This window comes from Ruminococcus sporogenes (genome assembly GCF_054655175.1).
In genome coordinates, this window is the sequence record NZ_BAAHOA010000003.1 from 220,098 (window position 1) to 242,606 (window position 22,509).

Genomic DNA, 22,509 nt, shown 5'->3' on the forward strand with positions numbered 1-22,509 from the left:
TATGCATCTGGAAGAAAAAACAATCGCCAGCGAAAGCGTGTATAAAGGAAAAATATTTGAGGTAACAAAGGATAAGGCTCTCCTTGAAAACGGAAGTCAGGTTCAGCGCGACGTAGTACATCACTCAGGCGGCGTCGCCGTAATTCCTGTTACTGAAAACAATGAAATACTCATGGTAAGGCAATACAGATATCCACACCATAAAGCCATGCTGGAGATTCCCGCCGGAAAAATAGAGCGGGGAGAAAAGCATTACGACTGCGGCAGACGGGAGCTGCTGGAGGAAACGGGCTGCATCTGCAAGGTATATGAATATCTCGGAGAAATTGTTCCTACACCGGCTTATGTAAGCGAGGTCATACATCTTTATATGGCGTCAGGTCTTGAATTTACCGCTCAGAAGCTTGACGAGGACGAATTTCTGGACGTAGAAAAAATACCGCTTGAAAAAGCGGTGGACATGGTTATCAAAGGAGAAATTACAGACTCCAAAACTCAAATAGGCGTTTTAAAGGTATGGCATATCATTAACAAAAAATAAGACGCCTTTAATAAGACGTCAAAGCGATATCGGCTTAACCGATATACTGATATTAAACTGCCTGAGCTTCCGCCTCAGTTACGGCAAGATGACGGCTGTAAGCCTCCAAAATCTCAGATTCTATGCTCTTGCGCGCTTCAGGGGAAATCGGGTGAACAATGTCGCGGAAAACCCCATTGTCATCTTTACGGCTCGGCATAGCAACAAAGAGTCTTTCATCTCCCTGAACGATTTTAATATCGTGCACTGCGAGAGTATCGTCAAAGGTAATAGAAACGATTGCCCTCAGCCTTCCTTCGGCTATTGTTTTTCTGATTTTAATGTCTGAAATATCCATCTTGCAAGATGACCTCCTTTTATGTTTACAGGGATATTATTGAACGTTCAAGGATAAAATATACATATAATGAAATATCAGTAAAAAATACGGCGGACCGCAGAGCCGTTTCAAAGCTGCGGTTACCCGATTCAGTGGGTAAAAACGAGGTTTTTAATGGACAAAAATATACTAAAGGGAAAAAAGCATATTCATTTTATAGGAATCGGCGGATCAGGTATGTATCCGCTGGCGCAGATACTTCATTCTCAGGGCTATTATCTCACAGGATCAGATAATAATGAAACTGAAACTCTTGAGGCAGTCAGAAAAATGGGAATCCCTGTTTTCCTCGGACAAAGATCTGAAAATATTGAAGGCGCGGATCTGATCGTCCACACGGCTGCTATAATGTCCGATAACCCGGAGCTTATAGCAGCTAAATCCAGCGGCGTTCCCGTACTTGAAAGAAGCGAGCTGCTCGGTATCGTAACAAGCTGGTACGATAACGCCATATGCGTTGCGGGCACACACGGCAAAACTACTACAACGTCCATGATTACACAGATACTTTATACCGCAAAGATTGATTTGTCCGCATTTATCGGCGGAAAGCTTCCATGCATAGGAGGAAGCGGTCTTGCCGGAAAAAGCGATATTATGGTATGCGAGGCCTGTGAATTTGTGGATACATTCCTAAAGCTGTATCCTGACTGCGCCGTTATACTCAACATTGACGAGGATCACCTCGATTATTTCAAAAACCTTGACAATATAATCAGATCCTTCCGCAGATTCAGCGAAATGGCGACCAAGGCGCTGATAATCAACGGCGATGATTCAAATACATTAAAGGCTGTAAGCGGCGTTGAGGGCAAGAAAATTATTTCCTTCGGTATTGGTAAGGAAAACAATTATTATGCTGATAATATAAGAAAAATATCAGGAATGGAAACTGAATTTGAAGTTTACAGAAACGGAAGTCTGCTCGGAAACGTAACTCTGCACGTTGCCGGAACGCACAATGTTTTAAACGCTCTTGCGGCCGTTGCGGCTGCCGAATACGCAGGCGTATCATTTGAGGCTATTAAGCAGGGACTTAATGATTTCAGAGGCGCAGGACGGCGCTTTGAGCTTATCGGAAAGGTAAGGGGCGTTACCATTGCCGATGATTACGCTCACCATCCGACCGAGCTGACCGCAACTCTTAAAGCTGCTATGAATATGGGATACAAAAGAGTATGGGCGGTGTTTCAGCCGTTTACGTTTTCAAGAACTTCAATTCTTTTGAACGACTTCGCCGAAGCTCTATCAATACCTGACGTCGCAGTTTTGACCGACATTATGGGCTCGAGAGAAAAAAACACATTTAATATTTTCACAAGAAATCTTGCTGAAAAAATCGATAACTGCGTATATTTCCCGCAGGATGAAACCGCCGAATATACCGATGAACGCAAGTATGAAAATTTCAGGCGGGTCTGCGATTATGTCTGCGAAAACACTAAAGACGGCGACCTGGTTATTACTCTTGGCTGCGGAGACGTATATAAAGTCGCAAAAATGATTTATAAAAAATTAAAGGATTAACGCTCTTAGACGCCCGCCGTTTAAAAGAGCATTAAAATCAGAACGGAGATAGTTATGCTTAATGAAAAAGCTATGAACATTTATCAGTTCATTAAAGAATCAATAGATAACGGTTATCCGCCCACTGTAAGAGAGATATGCAGTGCGCTTAATATCAAATCCACCTCGACAGTTCACAAATATATAAACCTTCTCGTTGAAGAGGGTTATATAGAAAAATTGGACAACCATAACAGGGCTATAAAACTTAAGGGCAGCGAAAACGGAATAACCGTTCCCGTAGTAGGCAACGTTGCCGCCGGAATTCCGATAACGGCAATCGAAAATATAACCGACTATATAAACTTTGCTGCAAACAGAAGCTTCTCAAATCCTCTTTTCGCATTGAAAATAAAAGGGGAAAGCATGATAAATATCGGTATTTACGACGGCGATATGATTATAGTAGAACAGACGAACGTCGCTGAAAACGGAGATGTTATCGTCGCTCTGGTAGACGGAGAAAACGCTACGGTCAAAACCTTTTACAAGGAAGATGGACACTTCAGGCTCCAGCCTGAAAACGATAATATGGAACCGATTATTTCCCAAAATGTGGAAGTACTTGGAAAAGTTATCGGCCTTATCAGATATTTCTGAAATTTTTGAAAATATTTTCATTTAAGTATTTTCAATTCATGAAAAATATATTATAATTAGATTATGGCTGTTAAATTATATAAAGCCTTTAAAAATTTACTTACAGAAATAAAAAGTCCAAATTGAATGGAGATTAAAATGCTAAACAGATTAAAGGTAATCATATGCGGCAAGGAATATATGCTTCAGACTGAAGAAGCTCCCAGCTATGTCTATGGTCTTGCCAAGCTTCTGGAGAAAAAAATCAACGATATTTCCTCCGGTAACAATTCCATTTCGCCTTATTCAGCGGCGATAATGGTAGCGCTTTCAACTCTTGACGACCTTAGCAAGGCTCAAGCTAATGTAGACAGTATAAGAGCACAGGCAAAGGAATATGTTGACGAAGCCGGAAAAGCCCGGATTGAGCGCGACGCTGCGCTGAAAGAAATTGACGCGCTCCGGTTAAAGCTTGAGCAGCTTGAAAAGGCAGAAAATAAATAATGGGCATTCCTGAATTACTGGCTCCGGCAGGAAGCATGGAATCTCTGACTGCCGCTCTTAGATGCGGCGCAGACGCGGTCTATGCAGGCGGAAAAAGCTTTTCAGCAAGACAGAACGCCGCTAATTTTGATAACATACAGCTTAAAGAGGCGGTAAGATTATGCCATTTGTATGGTAAAAAACTATATCTGACTGTTAATACAATTATTCTTGATAATCAGATTAAGGAATTTTCCGGCTTTATTGCCGAATCACTTGAATCAGGCGTCGACGCGTTTATTGTTCAGGATCCCGGCGCAGCTTTAATTATAAAATCAATATCTCCCTGGGCCAGACTTCATGCTTCAACGCAGATGACTATTCATTCTGTTCACGGCGCATTAACTGCCAAAAAGCTCGGCTTTGAAAGAGCAGTGCTTTCAAGGGAGCTTACAAAAACACAAATCGAACAAATATCAAAGCTTGATATTGAAACGGAAATTTTCGTTCATGGAGCATTATGCATGTCTGTATCCGGACAATGCTATATGTCGTCGTTTATCGGACAAAGAAGCGCAAACAGAGGACTATGCGCACAGACCTGCCGCCTGCCGTTTTCAGCATGCGGTAATAAAAACAGATGCGGATTATCATTGAAGGATCTTTCGCTTATTGAGCATATTGATGAAATCAAACAAACGGGAGTGTCATCTCTTAAAATAGAGGGAAGAATGAAACGCCCCGAATATGTGGCTGCCGCCGTTACGGCTTATAGAAACGCTATTGACGGCAAAGACTATGACGCTGAAACTCTAAAGGCTGTATTTTCAAGAAACGGCTTCACCGACGGATATTTCACAGAAAAATATACTGGTATGTTCGGTACCCGTATGAAAGATAACGTTTTAGCCGCAAAGGAGGTTCTGCCGTCTGTCAGACAGCTTTATAAATCTGAAAGAAAGATAACCTATATATATTTTAATACGAAAATAAAGAGCAATACGCCAATAGACGTCACGGCGTATGATTCAGACGGTAATAACTGTCAATACATAGGAAACGTACCTCAAAAGGCTGTGAATAAATCTATAAGCAAAGAAAATATTGAAAAGCAGCTCGGAAAACTGGGAGGAACAATTTATAATTTCGGCGGCCTTGAATATGTTATAGACGACGGATTGTCTGTAAGCTCAAGCGAATTGAACGAAGCCAGGAGAAAGTTAGTAGCGGCGCTTAACGATAAAAGAATTGCCGCTAATACAAAAGCATATAGTATATCAGAAAAGCTTCCCCGGCTAAGGGATCATAAAAAGGAAAGACATGAAATCAGAGCAAGAATCTCCCGAATTTCTCAGCTTAATGCGACTAAGAACGCTGATTTTTTAATCATTCCAATGGAAATCTGTCCATCCGATATTTCAAATCCGGATAAAATCATTATAGAGCCTCCCAGATTTATAGACGATGAACAAATTATAGTTCAAAGGCTGGCTGAATTAAAAGATTCGGGAATCAAGCATTTAATGTGCGGAAATATTGCATATTTAAAATCCGGAAAGGAGCTTGGTTTTATACTTCACGGCGATTTTAGCTTGAATGTTTCAAATTCCTACTCCGCTTTCAAACTTGCTGAACTTGGACTGCGAGATATAACACTTTCACCCGAGCTTAGACTCGGACAGATACTGCGTCTGTTATCTCCCGTCCCCACAGGTATAACAGCATACGGCAGGCTGCCGCTTATGCTGACTAAAAACTGTCCAGTTAAAAATGAAATCGGATGCAAAAGCTGCCGTCGTATCGTCACGGACAGAACAGGAAGAAGTTTTAAGATAGTTTGTCACGAAAATTATTACGAAATACTTAATTCGCAGTTGCTTTATCTTGCCGATCATATAAACGATATCAGAAATATAGAATTTCTGAATCTTTATTTTACAGATGAAACACCGTCTCAGGTTTCTGATATTATTGAAAAATACAGAAACGACGGTGAAAAAATGCAGAACACTACAAGAGGACTTTATTACAGAGGAGTTTTATAACAATTATTATGGAGAAAATTATGACGCTTAGAATAAAAAAACTGAACAGAAACGCTATCATTCCGCAGAGAGCTACAAAGGGCAGCGCCGGATTGGACTTATCCGCATGCATAGATAATGATATAAAAATTGAGCCGGGTGAAATAAAAATGATACCGACAGGTATTTCCGCCGCGCCCGACTCTGAAAATACCGCGCTTATGATATACCCGCGTTCCGGTTTGTCTTCAAAGTACGGAATCGCGCTTGCAAACTGCGTAGGAGTCGTTGACAGCGATTACAGGGGCGAAATCAAGGTCCCGCTGATAAACAACGGCAATGAACGCTTTTTTGTAACCAACGGAATGAGAATAGCCCAGATAGTTGTGACTCCGGTGCTTCTGCCGGAAATAAAGATAACGGATTCGCTTGACGATACGGAAAGAAGCGGCGGCGGATTCGGCTCAACAGGACAATAAATAAAACGACGGAAGAAGTGTAACAAAATGAAAAACAAAATTTTGCTTATCATGCTTATTATAGCCGGAGCTATTGCAGGCTCTATAGCCGCTAAAGGCGCTGCAAATTCAGACATGCTAAGCTGGCTTGCATATTCAAAGGAAATAGGCATTGATCCTACTAATATAAACCTTGTAATCATCGATCTGACAATCGGCTTTAATTTTTCAATGAATGTAGCGCAGATAATTTTTATGCTGGCAGCAATTGCCATATATCCTAAGCTGTCTAAGGCAATCGCATAATGCTCATAAAAAATCGGAAATTATTACCTGTAAAATTTGTTGTGAAACTCCAAATTTAGTGGTATAATAAATTAAGAGAAAATATAGTCGAACAAAAATGATTTTAAGGAACATAAAGGAGAAATGCATAAATGTTTACAAAGGACATTGGTATAGATCTTGGCACCGCCAACACCCTTGTTTTTATGAGAGGAAAAGGTATCATCATAAGGGAACCTTCCGTCGTCGCAGTTGATACACGAACCGATAAGGCAAAATATGTTGGAAAAAAAGCCAAGGACGTCATAGGCAGGACGCCCGGCTCAATTGTTGCGGTAAGGCCTCTTAAGGACGGAGTTATCGCCGATTTTGACATGACTACGACTATGCTTCAGGAATTTATCAAAAAGGCTCTCAGAGGTTCTTTTTTCACAAAAGCACGAGTTATTATCTGTATACCGTCCGGCGTTACGGCCGTTGAGAAAAGAGCGGTTAAGGAAGCGGCAGAAAAGGCGGGAGCAAAACCTGTTTTTATAATTGAAGAGCCTATGGCTGCGGCTATCGGCGCAGGACTTCCTGTTGCGGAGCCTGCCGGAAGTATGATTGTAGACATCGGTGGAGGCACAAGCGAGGTCGCCGTTATTTCTCTCCGCGGTATAGTAACTTCCCGTTCGGTAAGGGTAGCCGGCGATGAATTTGACAAATCAATAATAAACTTTATAAAGAAAAAATATAATCTGCTTATAGGCGAAAGAACCGCTGAAAATATTAAAATAGAAATAGGTTCGGCATTTCCCGGCGAAAGCGAAAAAACTATGGAAATAAAGGGACGCAACCTGTTGAACGGTCTTCCCGAAAATATAACCGTAACCTCCACAGAAATAAGGGACGCCTTGACCGAACCCCTTTCAAGAGTAATAGAAGCTATAAAAATAACTCTTGAAAAAACTCCCCCTGAGCTTTCAGCGGATATTATAGATCAGGGAATAACTCTGGCCGGCGGCGGAGCGTTGCTGCGAGGACTTGACAAGCTTATCAGCCGTGAAACCGGTATGCCGGTATTTATCGCTGAATATCCTCTCGACTGCGTTGCAGAGGGAACCGGAAAAATTCTTGAAGATATAGATAAATTTGAGGACGCTCTCAACGACGATACTCATTATTATTGATATTTTGCAGACTTTGTCTGCTTTGCGGCAGCAATTGTAAATGTCTTTTAGAAGGGAGGCTGAATAGTGGGACAGTTTTTTAAAAGCTTAAAATTCAAAATTATTCTGTGTATCGCCGGTTTTTTTCTCGGTATCGCACTGTTCTCGGTAACCAAGGACGGCAAAACCTCTTTCGGTTCTCAGGCGCTCGGCACAGTATTTAATCCTATAAGGCAATTTTCTAATGCAATATCAGATAAGGTGGGGCTGGTTATAGATCTTTTTCTTGACTCCGAAAAATACGTTGAAGAAAACAGACAACTGCGGGAACAGATGTCCGACTTAAATAAAAGACTTACAGAATATGAAGATATGAAATCAGAAATAGAAGATCTCAGAAAATTTATCGGAATAAAAGAGGAGAACGACGATTTTATATTATCTCCTCCCTGCTCCGTTATTTCCAGAGTTGCAAACGATCCATACGGCGCCTTTGTTATTGACAGAGGCTCTAAGGACGGTATTTCACTTTATGATCCGGTTGTTACCGCAGAAGGGCTTGTAGGTATAATTACAGAGGTGGCAAATACATATTCAACTGTGAGAACAATTTTTTCTCCCGAGCTTTCTATCGGGGGGTTGTGTGTTGAAAGCCGCGACACAGGCATTGTCGAAGGAAGTCTTGCGTACGCCGAAAAGGGACAATGTAAGATGATATATATTGACAAGGAAAATAAAATCAAAGAAGGCGACCTGATAATCACCTCGGGAAACAGCGGTCAGTTTCCGCAGGGATATGTTATCGGAAACGTTAAGGAAACAGGTATAGAGGAAAGCGGATTAACCTCGTATGCCGTCATTGAACCGGCTGTAAATCCCAAAGAAATCAATAACGTAATGGTCATAATCGACTTCAACGACGATAAAAAAGAAATAGTCGAAGGAGACGTAGGTGAAAAAATATCCGATACCCAGCCAAGTACTGAAAACAATACCGAAAACGGTACTGAAAATGTAACCGATCCGGAGAACGGCGGTGATAGCAATGCTGAATAAACAAATGACAAGAGCTGAAAAAATAAAATACTGCGCCGCGGCAAGATGGTCGATTTATATTTTTATGATTTTTGTAAGTGTAATAATTCTTAATATCGGAAAAGGAGTAAAACCTGTTTATCTTATACCCCTCTGCATATGCATATGTATGAATGAAGGCGAATACACTGCGGCGTTTCTGGGCGGTATATGCGGACTTCTTTTAGATTTCTCATTCGGAAGAATATTCGGCTACAGTTCAATCCTTATGATTGCTTTCTGCGTTGCGTCAGTTTTATTCTTTAAGCATTACCTCCTTCAGAACGTATTGAATATTATATGGATGACAGCGTTATTTACAGCCGTTTATGAACTTCTGGATTACTTTTTTATGTATGCCATGTGGAATTATGAGGGGACGGGATATATTTTAAGGGAAATAAGCTTTCCGTGTATAGCTTACACAACTTTGGTTTCCCCTGTTATATATCTTCTTATAAAGCCCGTGCTAAAAAGATTTTATCCTAAAAGGGCAAAAACAATAGAAGAAGCGATGAAAATTTAATTAAGATTAATCGGTAAAAATAATGGGGCGTTCATTTATTTTTGCCGATTATTGTTAATGAAAGGGCAAGGCAATGAAAGAAATTTTAGAAAGACTTCGTACAGCTATTCTGGTTATTATGGTAGTAATCGCAGTAGCGCTCGGAACTGTCAGACTTATGACGATCCAGATCGTAAACGGCGATTCCTATCTCCAAAAATCGGAATATACATCAGTATATGAACAGACAATTAAAGCCACGAGAGGTCAGATTGTAGACGTAAATGGAACTCCCATAGTGGAAAACAAGGTAGGCTTCAACGTTATTATAGACGATACTTACTTCCCGTCGGATAACGCAGAAGCAAATAAAGTATTAATACAGACTGTCGAAATACTTAAGGAAGCCGGTCTTAAATGGAACGAAACTATACCTATTACAGATACTTCGCCTTATGAATATGAAAGCGATAGGGAAAGCGACATCGAAAAACTCAAAAGCCTCATAGGCGTCAACGTTTATGCTACCGCCGAAAACTGTATTGATAAGCTTATTGACGATTACGAGATATCCGGTAATGAATATTCAAGAGAAGAACAGCGGACTCTCGCCGGAATAAGATATGAAATGAAGCTGAGAGACTTTTCACTTGGAAACACTTTTACACTTTGCGAGGACATACCTGTTGAAACCGTAACAAAGCTGAAAGAGCTGGGCGTCAAGCTAAAAGGTATCGACGTAAAGGAAGAAGCTGTTAGAGTTATTTCAGTAGGCGATGTTTTACCTCATGAAATAGGAACGGTAGGCCCTATATTTGCTGAAGAATATGACGAGCTTAAGGAAAAGGGTTATGCTATGAACGATACCGTCGGTAAAAGCGGAATTGAAAAGGCTCTTGAAGACGAACTAAGAGGAAAAGACGGCACCAGAACAATAACGCTGACAAACGGCGAGGTTACTTCTGCCGAGGTCAGCGAAGAAGCAAAGGGCGGACATACGGTCAAGCTTACGGTTGACAGCGATTTTCAGCGCGACCTTCAGGAAATTCTTGTAAACTTTATGGCGGATCTGCGCAAGCAATCGGAATATAAGGACGTAAACTGCGGCTCGCTTGTTGTACTTGATGTTAAAAGCAATGCTGTTTTAGGAATGGCAACGGCGCCCACTTACGATTTGACAAAATATAAATCGGATTACGATAAGATACTTAACGCAGATAATACTCCCCTTTTAAACAGAGCCACAAGCGGACTTTACCGTCCGGGCTCCACATTTAAAACAATAACAGCAACCGCCGGACTCAATGAAGGAATCGTAACCGGCGAAACCACATATACCTGCCATCAGAGAATGAAATTTTACGATATAGAGGTGGGCTGTACCGGCTATCATAACGATATATCAGTTGCCGGAGCTTTAAGAGTTTCATGCAATATATATTTTTATGAGCTTGGCAGACGGCTCGGCATTGACAAAATAACAGAATATGCTTCACTATACGGCTATGGGCAGCATACGGGAATAGAAACCGGCGATTATGCCGGAGCAATCGGAAATCCTGAAACATTTAACGATATCGGTCTTGACTGGACTGTAGGTCAAGTTCTTCAGGCCGCAATCGGACAGTCTGAAACCTCTGTAACGCCTCTTCAGATGGCCGGCGTAGCGTCTACTATAGCAAACCGCGGCGTCAGGTACAAAACTCATCTTGTGGACAGTATTTATGATTATTCTATGGAAAATGAAATAGAAAAAATCGAACCGGAAATAGCGGAAACAATTGACATTAATTATGATTACGTTTATGATTATGTTATCGACGGTATGGTGCAGGCCTCTGAAAACAATTTTCCGGCAGATTATTCTCTTTCAAATTTAGGCTTTGACGTTGCAATAAAAACCGGTACTCCTCAGAATTGGCGTAATGGTGATGAAGTTACAGATAGCTGCTTTATCGGATTTGCTCCGGCGGACGATCCTCAGATCGCATTTGCCGGAATGATAGAAGGCGGAGAATATTCAAAATATATGATACGCAGCATTATCCAAGCTTATTATAAACATTATTCCGAAGACGGAGATTTTTCAGACGTTAAAATAAATTATCTCGACAATTCATCAAAAAACTCTGAAAACGGAGATTCTGCCGCGACAGAGCCGACAAATGAAACTGATCCGGCTTAAAAATCAATAGAAAAAAACGGAAACTGAACTATAAAACAGCTTCCGTTTTTTATTAAAAATAATTCAATAATAATTAGTAAAATTGCACATCAGCTAACATAATAAATCATTCATATTACACGATTTTAATAATATTTCCAAAAATCACTTTGACTTTTCTTCATTTTATGGTATAATATATAATGAATTAATGAACACGAATATAAATGGTAATTAATTCAAGAAATCTAATACATGCGAAAAAAGCATTAAAAATGTCAGAAAAATTATATTATAACTAAAAAACGCTTATGTTTTTATTATAAATGATAACGGTATATGGAGTATTGAAATATATTAAAAAATTCTGCCGTTCGCGATAAGCTTTATTTAATGCGATTGCAATACGTGCTGCGGAAAATTTACCGTTGAATGTAATATGTAAAATAAAAACTGTGTGATAAAATTAATAATGAAAGGACAAAGAAATGACAATTGCTATAATAGCCCACGATTCAAAAAAAGAACTTATGGTTCAGTTTTGTATAGCATACTGCGGTATACTTTCGAAATATAATCTCTGTGCAACAGGAACAACAGGAAAGCTCGTCAGCGAGGCTACGGGGCTAAATATCCAAAGGTATCTGGGAGGCGCTCAGGGCGGAGGACAGCAGATAGCGGCAAGAATCTCATGCAATGAAATTGATGTGCTGCTGTTTTTCAGAGATCCGATTAATCCTAAGTCTAATGAGCCTAACGATATGAATCTATTAAGACTTTGCGATGTTCATAACGTTCCGGTCGCAACAAATATTGCAACAGCCGAAGCTCTTATAATGTCTCTCGAAAGAGGCGATCTTGACTGGCGTGAAATCGGAAATCCGCACATTTAAAATACAGACAGAATCGTCCCTTAAAGGGACGATTTGTCGATATTAACAAGGCTCAGAAAACGGTGAACCGTCCTCCGGAAAAGACGGCTGTTTCCGGTTATCCGATATTACCGGAAATATAATGGAGATACTTATGGCGCTTAATATAAAAAGACCAAACGGCACTGAAGACATTACCGGCAGGAACATATGCAAATGGAATACGGTCGAAAGAACTGTAAAGGACGTAGCTCAGGAATTCGGATTCAGGGAGATAAGAATCCCCACCTTTGAAAATACCGAGCTTTTCCAGCGTTCTGTTGGCGAAACAACGGATGTTGTTCAGAAAGAAATGTATTCGGTAATTGCAAAGGAAACCAAATTTACTCTCAGACCTGAAGGCACCGCCGGCACAATAAGGGCAATGCTGCAAAACGGAATGCTTAACGAGGCTCTTCCTCAAAAAGCCTTTTACATACTTTCATGCTTTCGTCACGAAAGACCTCAGGCAGGACGTTTGAGAGAATTTCACCAATTCGGCGTAGAAATGGCCGGAAGTCCGCTCCCTTCAGCGGACGCAGACGTAATTCTGATGGCGGACACTATCATATCGCAGCTTGGAATAAAAAATATTGAATTGAAAATAAATTCCATAGGCTGTCCTAAATGCCGTACCGAATATCATAAAGCGCTCAGAAGCTATTTTGAAAACAGAAAGGACGAGCTTTGCGAAACCTGCCTTTCAAGACTTGAAAAAAATCCTATGCGCATTCTTGACTGTAAAAGTCCCGTTTGCTCCGAAATTGCCAAGAACGCGCCGGTTATTCTTGATTATCTCTGCGACGATTGTTCGGATCACTTTGAAAAGCTTAAATCGTATCTTAAGGCGCTCGGCTTAAGCTATACTGTGGATCCAAAAATTGTAAGAGGACTTGATTATTACACTAAAACTGTTTTCGAATTTGTCACTACAGATATCGGCGCTCAGGGAACCATATGCGGCGGGGGCAGATACGACGGTCTTATTGAGCAGCTCGGAGGTCAAAGCGTGCCTGCTCTCGGCTTTGCTATGGGTTTGGAACGCCTTATTATGACAATGGAAAACCAAGGGATTGAATTTGACGATGATCTTGGATGCACTCTTTATATAGCTCCTATGGATCAGAATACCGTGCCATACGCTATGTCTATTGCGAAGGAAATAAGATCCGGAGGTTTTCAGGTAGAATTCGATACTATAGGCAGAGGCTTAAAGGCACAGATGAAATATTCCGATAAAATAGGCGCGGCATTTACATTAGTACTTGGAGATAATGAAATAAACTCAAAAACGGCAAAGCTTAAAAATATGAAAACCGGTGAACAGACAGATATAAAGCTTGACGATAGTCTAATGGAAAATTTCTCAAATATTGCTCTTGATAACATGTTCGGAAGCTTAACGGATTAAATATAAACAAAAATTGGCGCACCGTCCGCCTTAAACCGGCGGTAACTGCAATTGCGGTTAATTGGAGATTAAAATGGCAGACAATATGAATGGACTTAAGCGTACTCATTATTGCGGAGAAGTTACTAATGAAGGTATTGAAGTTACAGTCGGAGGATTCGTTCAGAAAATCCGCGATCTCGGAAACCTTATATTTATAGATTTAAGAGATAAAACCGGCATAGTTCAGCTTGCATTCAATGACACTACAGATAAAAGGATATTTGAAAAGGCGTCGGCATGCAAAAGCGAATATGTGCTGATGGCAAAGGGAATTACTGCAAAAAGAGCAAGCGTTAATAAGGATATTAAAACAGGAGAAATAGAAATTATTGTTAATGATTTAAGAATCCTTGCAAAGGCTCAGACTCCTCCATTTGAAATTACTAATGAAACCAGAGTAAACGAAGAGCTCAGGCTCAAATACAGATACCTTGATTTAAGACGTCAGCCTCTTCAGCAGAATCTTATAATGCGACATAAGATAGCCAAAGCTGCACGGGAATATTTTTATGCAAACGATTTTATTGAAATAGAAACGCCTATGATGATGAAATCAACCCCGGAGGGCGCAAGAGACTATCTTATTCCCTCCAGAGTTCATAATGGAAAGTTTTATGCGCTCCCTCAGTCGCCTCAGATTTATAAGCAATTGCTTATGGTTGCAGGAATGGACAGATATATTCAGCTTGCCAGATGCTTCAGAGACGAGGATTTAAGGGCTGACAGACAGCCGGAATTTACTCAGATAGACCTTGAGATGTCCTTTGTAGACGTTGAAGATATTCTTAATATGACGGAAGGCTTTATAGAATACCTTTTTAAAAATGTGCTTGGTATGGAAATTTCAATGCCTATCCCCCGATTAAGCTACACTGAAGCAATGAACCGCTACGGCTCAGACAAGCCCGATACAAGGTTTGATATGGAAATACAGGATTTATCCGAAACAATAAAGGACTGTAATTTTGCGGTATTTGCCGACGCCGTTAAAAACGGAGGAAGCGTTAGAGCTATAGTTGCAAAGAATTCGGCTTCTGTTCTTACGAGAAAAGAAATAGATAAGCTTACTGAAATGGCAAGAGGAATAGGCGCTAAAGGGTTAGCGTATGTAAGATGGGTTGATGAAAAGCCCTCATGTTCATTCGCAAAATTTTTCAGTGAAGATGAAATTACTGCAATCCTAAATAAAATCGGCTGTGAAAAGGGCGATACCGTCCTAATAATAGCAGATAAAAATAAAATAACGCTGCCTGTTCTCGGTGCGCTAAGACTCCATGTCGCAAAAAAGCTCGATATAATTCCGGAAAACAAATTCAACTTCCTTTGGATAACCGAATTTCCATTTTTTGAATTTGATGAAGATTCCCAGAGTTATGTTGCAATGCATCATCCGTTCACAATGCCTAACGACGAATGTATACGGTACCTTGAATCTGCACCCGAAAAAGTATTTGCAAAAGCATTCGATCTTGTTCTTAACGGTACCGAGCTTTCTTCTGGCTCTATTCGTATTACTGACTTTGAGCTACAGCAGAAAATGTTTCAAGCTCTCGGTCTTACGGACGAAGAAATTGAATCCAAGTTCGGATTTCTTGTTGAAGCATATAAATACGGCGCTCCTCCGCACGGCGGTCTTGGTATAGGTCTTGACAGACTTGCAATGGTTATGCTCGGCGCCGAAAGCCTAAGAGACATTACAGCGTTTCCTAAGGTACAGAATGCAAGCGAGCTTATGTCGGATTGCCCTTCAAAGGTAGACAAAGAAAATTTAGAAGCGCTTGGAATAGATATTATAGATAAGGCTGATTAGTAATCGGGTAATTATCGATAGTTTTAATTAACTTCCGGTAATTACGGTATTGATTGTTTTGTTATGAATCTGGGCTGAATAATAATCAAAAACGGAGTTTATAATGAAAATAAGATTTGCCACAATAAAAGACGCACCGGAGCTTTTGAAAATATATGAACAATATATTGACACTCCGATTACCTTTGAAGAAAAAATCCCGTCATTATATGAATATGAGCAACGCATTGATAACATTATTAGACGATACCCATATTTAGTATGCAAATCGAATAATGTCATAATTGGATATGCTTATGCACATAGACAAATGGAGCGTGACGCTTATCAATGGAATGCAGAATTATCTGTTTATTTATTACCGGATTATACTTCAAGAGGGTTCGGCAAAATACTTTATTCAATACTGATAGATATATTAAAGCTTCAAGGAATAAAAAACGTTTACGGCGGAGTTACGCTTCCTAATGAAAAAAGCGAAAAACTGCATTATGCTCTTGGATTCAATAAGCTTGGCATTTATCGCAATACCGGATATAAATGCGGAAAATGGCATGATGTGATATGGTTTGAAAAGAAGATATCTGAATATGATCCTACACCCAAAAGAATTAAGCCTATTAACGTCATTAATAACGAAGCAATTATATCTATAATTAATAATTATTTATAAGCTTTTCAGAATGAATAAATTATAATAAATAAGAAATAATATCCATAAAAGAATGGAGGTTATTTCTTATGTTTAAACACGAAAAAATGCTTTTTCACCCTGTTGAAATTGAAAAACCAAACCCTCAGTATGCTGTTCTTTTGCAAGAACAGCTTGGAGGCGCCAACGGAGAGCTAAAGGCTGCTATGCAGTATATGTCGCAGAGCTTCAGAATAAAGGATCCCGAAATAAAAGATCTTTTCCTTGATATTGCCGCTGAAGAGCTCGGACACATGGAAATGGTTGCTCAAACTATTAATCTTCTTAACGGACACGATGTAGATTCTGAGTCTGTACCGGCAGGAGAAATCGAATCACATGTACTCCTTGGTCTTAACCCCGGACTAATAAATGCTTCCGGTTATTCATGGACCGGTGATTATGTCACCGTAACAGGAGATCTATGCGCTGATCTGCTTTCCAATATAGCGTCAGAGCAAAGAGCCAAGGTAGTATATGAATACCTCTACAGGCAGATTAATGATAAAAAGGTTAAAGAAACTATTGATTTTCTTCTTAATCGAGAAGAAGCCCATAACGCTATGTTCCGTGAAGCTTTCAATAAAGTGCAAAACACCGGTTCTAACCGTGACTTTGGAACAACTAAAGCGGCTACAATGTATTTCAGTATGTCTGAACCATCTCCTGCAAGCAGTCCGTTTCCTAAAACCGATGTAACCCCTCCATCATTCAGTTAAAAAAGAAACCTTAAACCCTAAAAAATATCCCCCTTTACCAGATAAAAATTATTTGATAAAGGGGGATAAAAATATATGTGCAAATTGATATTATTCCACATTCTCTTCTTTTTTTATTTTAAACACAAGCCTCAGAAAACCCGACAAAAGCTTAGGACTTTTTATAACAACAATTTTCATATCACAAACCTCCGCTAAAGTTTTTATATTGTATTATATTCTAATTTTCATTTTTGGTTCATATCTTTTGAAAAAATAACAAGTAAAACACCTTTTTCAAGTGAGATAATACCGGATTTTCCTGTTACCTTGTTACTTATGCCTAAAGGAAAACTGTTTTTGAGAACTGCGTTTTTCAGAGGAAACTTAAAGCCTGTTGCCGTTATTCCGGAGCATTCCTCCGAATAGGAAAACAACGAGCAGTAATAATCGCTTATCCGGTTATAAACCTTAACGCCCGGGCCCTGCATCATTGCAAAGCTTCCGTCACCAGCCAGTTCGCCGTATCCGCCGTGCTTCATTATATACCTCAAGGTCTGAATATTTGCAAAAGTGTGATCAAGACGTCCGCCAATTGCTCCGCAGATAACAATATTCTTATATCCCCTGTTAAGCGCAAGCTTTACTGCGAGCATAGTGTCAGTATCGTCCTTATCCTCAGGGTGCTTTATTATCTCGCAGTTATCCGGAAGCTCCTCTTCGCTAAAGGTATCAAAATCACCTATTATTACATCAGGTACAACATTCATTCTTTTAGCAAGCAGGTATCCCCCATCTGCACAAATCGTATATTTATCGTCGTCAAATTTAACTCCTGAGCAGCTTGATTCAGGCGAACCTGCAAATATATAGCATTTTTTATTATGTCCCAATCCCTATAACTCCCAATCCTTGATATTTTTTGCATCATTATACATTTTACAATAGCTTTCATGCCTTGACTTGGAAATTATGCCTTCCTCCACCGCGCGAATTATCCTACAGCCTTTTTCTTTTGTATGAGAACAATCACGAAATTTGCATTCATTTTTGAATCTCTTAAATTCTCTGAAGCATTCGCTTAATTCTTCTTTTTTAATAATATTATATTTGTCTGTTTCAAATGTTGAAAAGCCCGGAGTATCGGCAATATAACCTCCCCAAGGAAGCTTATAAAGCTCGGCGTGGCGCGTAGTATGTCTTCCTCTGCCAAGCTTTCGGCTTATCTCCCCTGTAGGAATGTTGAAGTCACTGCATATAGCGTTAAGCAGGGTTGACTTTCCCGCACCGCTGTTACCCGTAAAGGCGCTGATTTTATTTTTAAGAAGTGTTCGTATTTCCTTTGCCGGATCATTCCTGCTGTAATCAATTGCAAAAACGGTTATACCCGCTGATTTATAAATCTCAACAATCTTTTCACAGCTTTCGATGTCAATTTTTGTAACGGCAATAATAGGCGCTATACCCTGATATTCTGCAACTGCTATAAATTTATCGAGAAGCAGCATGTTTGGCGCGGGCTGTGAAACTGAAATCACAAATACAAGATAATCAAGATTTGCCAGTAAAGGCCTTATCAGACAGTTTTTTCTTTCTGATATTTCGGTTATAACACCATTTTCAAAAACAACATTGTCTCCAACAGCAGGTGAAACGCCCTGTTTTCTAAATATTCCTCTGGCCCTGCATTCATATACACCGTCGGAGGACTCTGCAAAATAGAGTCCTCCGATAGATTTTATTATAATTCCATTCATCCTTCATTACCATTATCCAAGCCCTGATCAGAATTACTTTCTTCCGGCTTCGGAGCTTCCGTCTGCGGCGCCGGATCTGGCTGTGAATCTTGAGGAGGAACATACGGCGGATCAGTAGGAGGAACATAGAGTCCGTCTACAGTTGCAAACGCACCGTCTATATCTTCAGATATAGTTGAAAATGTACCCTCTTCAAAATTCATATTATATTTTCCTAAAACAGCAGTCATATTATTACTTAAATTTGTCAGAACCATAGTAATATCAACATCGGTACCCTTACCGGTAATCGAAACAGGATTTTCCTTAGTATAATCTGCGGAAAGCGTAAAGCTTTCAAATATTTTTACATTGTTCTGGTATGCGCTGATAGTAAATCTTCCGGTCGAGTCCCCGGGGAAATAGAAAGTCATATCTACCGTACCCTCAGGCTCCTTTCCCGTGCTTACGACAAAGGTTATAGTAGAATCAGCAGGTACCTTTTCGCCTTCTTCAATACTCTGCTCCAGTATAGTTCCTTCCTCCTTACTGGAATCTTTCTTTTCAGTTTTAACGCTTAGTCCCCATATACCGCACTGAATCTTTGCGTCCTCAATATTTTTCCCGATAAAGTTTTCCATCTCGATTTCTTCAACGTCCTTGCCTTTGCTTACATAAACAAGAATTGTCGTTCCGGGAGCTACCTCGGAAAGAGCGGCCGGCTCAGTATCAAATACAATTTCCTCTTCGACGTCTTTATTTTCCTGATATTTAAATTCAACTTCAAGTCCCTCTGCACGCAAAGCTTCCTCGGCAGTTTTGAAGTGATAATTTATTACATTCGGCACTTTAATCGTTTTTGCTCCTAAGCTAACCTTAACTTTAATTATTTCACCTTTTTTAACCCCATCGCCTTCTGGAACGCTCTGATAAAATATCTTATCCTTTTCCAGTTCAGACCATTCTGTTGAATCTACCTGAATGTCCAGCTTAGGATAGGCCTCCACAGCCTGATTATAATCCATTCCTACCAAATTAGGCATGGCAAATTCCGACGTGCCTGTTTTATCATCGGTAAACATGTTTTTAACAAGAGTCGCAATGAAAAATACGGCAACCATTATTACAACTACCGTTACCGCTGACAGCACCGGAACAAAAAGAGATTTGCCCTTCTTTTCCTCAGCCTCTTCAAAGTCGCTGTAGTCCTCGTCATAAGTATCATCAAATACATCATCTGAATTATAAATATCGTCGTTACCGTTTATAAATTCCTCGTCTGATGGATTTTCAGAATAGTCGTTATTTACTGCTGAAAAATATCTTGTGGGCATATCAGGCTCAGGAGGATTTGTAATATAACCGAAATGAACGTCTGGATCCGCTTTGAAGCGATCAATATCCCTTAACATTTCAAGAGCCGTTTTATATCTATCGGCAGGATTTTTCTCCATTGCATGTACAATTATTTCTTCAAGCGGAGACGGAATATCAGGATTGATTCTTCTCGGCAGCTCCGCAATATTATGCATATGCATCACGGCAATTGACACAGGATTATCAGTGTCAAAGGGCTTCTGACCGGTCAGCATTTCATAAAGCATTACCCCTACCGAATACAGATCGCTCTTGGCGTCTGTTATATCTCCTCTTGCCTGTTCAGGACTGATATAATGAACCGTTCCAATAGCCTGATCCGTTGCGGTTTTCCCTTCTTCACGCGCAAATTTGGCAATACCGAAATCCATGACTTTGATTGTACCGTCGGTAAACATCATTATATTTTGAGGCTTTATATCCCTATGGACAATTCCTCTTTCATGAGCATGCTGAAGCGCCCTCAGAATCTGTGTAACAAAATGTACAGCGTCCTTCCAGCTCAGAATTTTTTCATTCTCCATATATTCCTTCAGCGTTATACCGTCGATATATTCCATAACGATAAACTGTATTTTTTCTGAAAATCCAACATCATATATTTTAACTATGTTCGGATGTGACAACACGGCTATCGCCTTTGATTCGTTTCTGAATCTTCTGAGAAACTCTTCGCTTTCAGCAAATTCCTTTTTAAGTATCTTGACAGCAACAGTTTTATTATCAACTACGTCAACCGCCTTATAAACGTCGGCCATTCCGCCCTCGCCGATAAGCTCTGTTATTTCATATCTGCCGTCGAGCTTCTTTCCTATGTTCTTATCCATCTATTTCTCCACTCCTGTAAATAATTCAGTCTGATATTACTGCAAGAGTAATATTATCTCTACCTCCCTTGCTCAGGGCAAGGTCAATAAGAGCCTTTGGAAGCTCTTCAAAAGGTGTTTTGCTCATTATATCATAAATTTCGTTATCGCTGCAATATCCCGATAAACCGTCGGAACATAAAAGAACAGTAAATTTATCCTCGCGTTTCATTCTGAAAAAGTCAGGAACAACGACTCTTTCAACACCGACCGCCTTGGTCAGCATATTTCTCTTAGGATGAGTATGAACCTCTTCCGGTTCAATTTTTCCCTGCATAAGAAGAAGATTTACAAAGGTATGATCAGTCGTTATCTGATGAAGGCCTTTGTCGTCCATATAATACGCGCGGCTGTCGCCTACATTGGCTATATAAATGTATTTATCGTCTATATAAACCGCCACACAGGTTGTTCCCATGCCAAAGCTTTTATAATCTATTCTTGCCGTTGTATACACTATGGAATTGGCGGCAGATATTGAAGCCGTCATAAGCTGTCTGACTGCAATTGTATCAAGATCAGGAGAAAATCCGGAGCTGAAACGGCTGAACACCTCGTTTATCGCTATTCTGCTGGCGTCCTGCCCGGACCGTTCACCGCCCATACCATCGCATACGACGGCTAAAACATTCCCATAATATTCCTCCACCCGAACAATATCCTGATTTTCCTCTCTCATCAGACCGATATCAGTCGCACTGACAAACTTCATATCCTTCACCTCTCATCTTTTATTCCGCAGCTTCACGCCTTAATTGTCCGCACGCAGCGTTTATATCGCTGCCAAGAGTCCTCCGAACAGTTGAATTAATCCCCATATCGCTTAAATATTCTGAAAATTTAACGGCAGATTTGCGGCTTGACTTATAATTTCTCTCTTTAACCGCGTTAACAGGGATGAGATTAACATGACAATTTATTCCGCGCAAAAGCGCCGTAAGCTTTTCTGCGCTTTTTTTATCTGAATTAACGCCGTCAATTACAGCGTATTCATATGTAATTCGCCTTCCGGTTTTTTTTACATATTCGCCGGTAGCGCTCATTAGCTCTTCTATATTATACGCATTATTTATCGGCATTATTTCGCTTCGGCCTTTATTCTCCGCGCAATGAAGCGATACCGACAAGGTAAGCCCCAGCTTTAATTCAGCAAGCTCCTTTATTCTGGGAACAATTCCGCAGGTAGAAAGCGTTACATGCCTCAGACTGAGATTATTGCCCTCCCGAGCAGATACAAGCTCAAGAAATTTCAAAACATTATCATAATTATCAAGAGGTTCTCCGATTCCCATTAATACTATACCGGAAATTTTCCTGCCGCTGTCCCTTTCCGTTTCATAAACCTGACCGAGTATTTCAGACGGCAGAAGATTTCTTTCAAATCCCGCTATTGTCGAAGCGCAGAACTTACAGCCCATTTTACATCCGACTTGAGTTGATACGCAAAGGCTTGTCCCGTGCTTATATTCCATAAGCACGGTTTCAATATAACAGCCGTCTGAAAGTCTATATAGATATTTTACCGTATTATCTATGTATGATTCAAGTCTTCTGGCAATAAATAGTTGATTTATACAAAATTCCTTAGATAGCAGCTTTCGAAATTGTACAGATAGATTACTCATTTGATCAAAGGACCTGACCTTTTTAACATGAAGCCACTCAAATATCTGTTTCGCCCTGAATTTCTTCTCGCCAATTTTAACAATTTCCTCTTCAAGCTCTGAAAGACTCAGGGATAATATATCTATTTTATTCAAA

23 protein-coding genes are annotated in these 22,509 nt (G+C 40.1%); 16 read left to right on the forward strand and 7 right to left on the reverse strand.

Annotated features, from left to right (window positions below):
• Position 1: 1 nt before the first annotated feature.
• On the forward strand, positions 2 to 541 hold the full coding sequence (locus tag ACYQ0N_RS11255) for an NUDIX domain-containing protein (RefSeq protein ID WP_460162726.1): 540 nt from the start codon (positions 2 to 4) through the stop codon (positions 539 to 541).
• Between the two features lie 52 nt (positions 542 to 593).
• On the opposite strand, the gene spoVG is transcribed toward ACYQ0N_RS11255, so the two are convergent.
• Complete coding sequence (gene spoVG / locus ACYQ0N_RS11260; RefSeq protein WP_177533503.1) at positions 594 to 878, reverse strand: septation regulator SpoVG; 285 nt, start codon at positions 876 to 878, stop codon at positions 594 to 596.
• A gap of 156 nt (positions 879 to 1,034) precedes the next feature.
• Between spoVG and murC the strand changes: the two genes are divergently transcribed.
• The 15 genes from murC to ACYQ0N_RS11335 all read left to right on the forward strand — a co-directional run bounded on the left by murC (position 1,035) and on the right by ACYQ0N_RS11335 (position 16,790).
• The gene (murC, locus tag ACYQ0N_RS11265) at positions 1,035 to 2,447 is read left to right on the forward strand and encodes a UDP-N-acetylmuramate--L-alanine ligase (RefSeq protein ID WP_460162727.1); all 1,413 of its coding nucleotides are present in this window, start codon (positions 1,035 to 1,037) and stop codon (positions 2,445 to 2,447) included.
• 54 nt (positions 2,448 to 2,501) lie between these two features.
• The gene (lexA, locus tag ACYQ0N_RS11270; protein ID WP_460162728.1) at positions 2,502 to 3,086 is read left to right on the forward strand and encodes a transcriptional repressor LexA; all 585 of its coding nucleotides are present in this window, start codon (positions 2,502 to 2,504) and stop codon (positions 3,084 to 3,086) included.
• Positions 3,087 to 3,224: 138 nt separating this feature from the next.
• Complete coding sequence (locus ACYQ0N_RS11275; protein ID WP_177533500.1) at positions 3,225 to 3,569, forward strand: cell division protein ZapA; 345 nt, start codon at positions 3,225 to 3,227, stop codon at positions 3,567 to 3,569.
• Entirely contained in the window at positions 3,569 to 5,593 is a 2,025-nt protein-coding gene (locus tag ACYQ0N_RS11280) for a U32 family peptidase (protein WP_460162729.1), read from the forward strand. The genes ACYQ0N_RS11275 and ACYQ0N_RS11280 overlap by 1 nt, the downstream gene beginning before the upstream one ends.
• Complete coding sequence (gene dut, locus ACYQ0N_RS11285) at positions 5,590 to 6,051, forward strand: dUTP diphosphatase (protein ID WP_460162933.1); 462 nt, start codon at positions 5,590 to 5,592, stop codon at positions 6,049 to 6,051. Before ACYQ0N_RS11280 ends, dut begins: the two co-directional genes overlap by 4 nt.
• A gap of 27 nt (positions 6,052 to 6,078) precedes the next feature.
• Positions 6,079 to 6,336, forward strand: coding sequence for a DUF4321 domain-containing protein (locus tag ACYQ0N_RS11290; RefSeq protein ID WP_177531639.1), 258 nt, complete (start codon positions 6,079 to 6,081; stop codon positions 6,334 to 6,336).
• 131 nt (positions 6,337 to 6,467) lie between these two features.
• Positions 6,468 to 7,484 (forward strand): rod shape-determining protein, encoded by a 1,017-nt coding sequence (locus ACYQ0N_RS11295; protein ID WP_177531640.1) that lies wholly within the window; start codon positions 6,468 to 6,470, stop codon positions 7,482 to 7,484.
• Between the two features lie 66 nt (positions 7,485 to 7,550).
• Positions 7,551 to 8,519: a rod shape-determining protein MreC gene (gene mreC, locus ACYQ0N_RS11300; RefSeq protein ID WP_177531641.1), complete on the forward strand. Its 969-nt coding sequence runs from the start codon at positions 7,551 to 7,553 to the stop codon at positions 8,517 to 8,519.
• Entirely contained in the window at positions 8,509 to 9,063 is a 555-nt protein-coding gene (locus ACYQ0N_RS11305) for a hypothetical protein (protein ID WP_177531642.1), read from the forward strand. Before mreC ends, ACYQ0N_RS11305 begins: the two co-directional genes overlap by 11 nt.
• A gap of 73 nt (positions 9,064 to 9,136) precedes the next feature.
• Positions 9,137 to 11,227, forward strand: a complete 2,091-nt coding sequence (locus tag ACYQ0N_RS11310; protein WP_177531643.1) for a peptidoglycan D,D-transpeptidase FtsI family protein — start codon at positions 9,137 to 9,139, stop codon at positions 11,225 to 11,227.
• A gap of 467 nt (positions 11,228 to 11,694) precedes the next feature.
• Positions 11,695 to 12,099, forward strand: coding sequence for a methylglyoxal synthase (mgsA, locus tag ACYQ0N_RS11315; RefSeq protein WP_177531644.1), 405 nt, complete (start codon positions 11,695 to 11,697; stop codon positions 12,097 to 12,099).
• 133 nt (positions 12,100 to 12,232) lie between these two features.
• Entirely contained in the window at positions 12,233 to 13,528 is a 1,296-nt protein-coding gene (gene hisS, locus ACYQ0N_RS11320; protein ID WP_177531645.1) for a histidine--tRNA ligase, read from the forward strand.
• 73 nt (positions 13,529 to 13,601) lie between these two features.
• The gene (aspS, locus tag ACYQ0N_RS11325) at positions 13,602 to 15,380 is read left to right on the forward strand and encodes an aspartate--tRNA ligase (RefSeq protein ID WP_460162730.1); all 1,779 of its coding nucleotides are present in this window, start codon (positions 13,602 to 13,604) and stop codon (positions 15,378 to 15,380) included.
• A gap of 103 nt (positions 15,381 to 15,483) precedes the next feature.
• Positions 15,484 to 16,053 (forward strand): GNAT family N-acetyltransferase, encoded by a 570-nt coding sequence (locus tag ACYQ0N_RS11330; protein ID WP_177531647.1) that lies wholly within the window; start codon positions 15,484 to 15,486, stop codon positions 16,051 to 16,053.
• A 68-nt stretch (positions 16,054 to 16,121) separates the two neighbouring features.
• A complete protein-coding gene (locus tag ACYQ0N_RS11335) occupies positions 16,122 to 16,790 on the forward strand; it encodes a manganese catalase family protein (RefSeq protein WP_177531648.1) in 669 nt (222 codons plus the stop codon).
• 90 nt (positions 16,791 to 16,880) lie between these two features.
• Here ACYQ0N_RS11335 and spoVM read toward each other — a convergent pair whose 3' ends face one another.
• The 6 genes from spoVM to rlmN are packed head-to-tail and all read right to left on the reverse strand — an operon-like array spanning position 16,881 to position 22,508.
• A complete protein-coding gene (spoVM, locus tag ACYQ0N_RS11340; RefSeq protein ID WP_177531649.1) occupies positions 16,881 to 16,970 on the reverse strand; it encodes a stage V sporulation protein SpoVM in 90 nt (29 codons plus the stop codon).
• 47 nt (positions 16,971 to 17,017) lie between these two features.
• On the reverse strand, positions 17,018 to 17,662 hold the full coding sequence (locus tag ACYQ0N_RS11345) for a thiamine diphosphokinase (RefSeq protein WP_177531650.1): 645 nt from the start codon (positions 17,660 to 17,662) through the stop codon (positions 17,018 to 17,020).
• A 3-nt stretch (positions 17,663 to 17,665) separates the two neighbouring features.
• Positions 17,666 to 18,526, reverse strand: a complete 861-nt coding sequence (rsgA, locus tag ACYQ0N_RS11350; RefSeq protein WP_177531651.1) for a ribosome small subunit-dependent GTPase A — start codon at positions 18,524 to 18,526, stop codon at positions 17,666 to 17,668.
• Positions 18,523 to 20,709: a Stk1 family PASTA domain-containing Ser/Thr kinase gene (gene pknB / locus ACYQ0N_RS11355; protein WP_460162731.1), complete on the reverse strand. Its 2,187-nt coding sequence runs from the start codon at positions 20,707 to 20,709 to the stop codon at positions 18,523 to 18,525. Before pknB ends, rsgA begins: the two co-directional genes overlap by 4 nt.
• Positions 20,710 to 20,734: 25 nt before the next feature.
• The gene (locus ACYQ0N_RS11360) at positions 20,735 to 21,460 is read right to left on the reverse strand and encodes a Stp1/IreP family PP2C-type Ser/Thr phosphatase (RefSeq protein WP_177531653.1); all 726 of its coding nucleotides are present in this window, start codon (positions 21,458 to 21,460) and stop codon (positions 20,735 to 20,737) included.
• Between the two features lie 19 nt (positions 21,461 to 21,479).
• On the reverse strand, positions 21,480 to 22,508 hold the full coding sequence (gene rlmN / locus ACYQ0N_RS11365; protein ID WP_177531654.1) for a dual-specificity RNA methyltransferase RlmN: 1,029 nt from the start codon (positions 22,506 to 22,508) through the stop codon (positions 21,480 to 21,482).
• Between the last annotated feature and the right edge of the window lies 1 nt (position 22,509).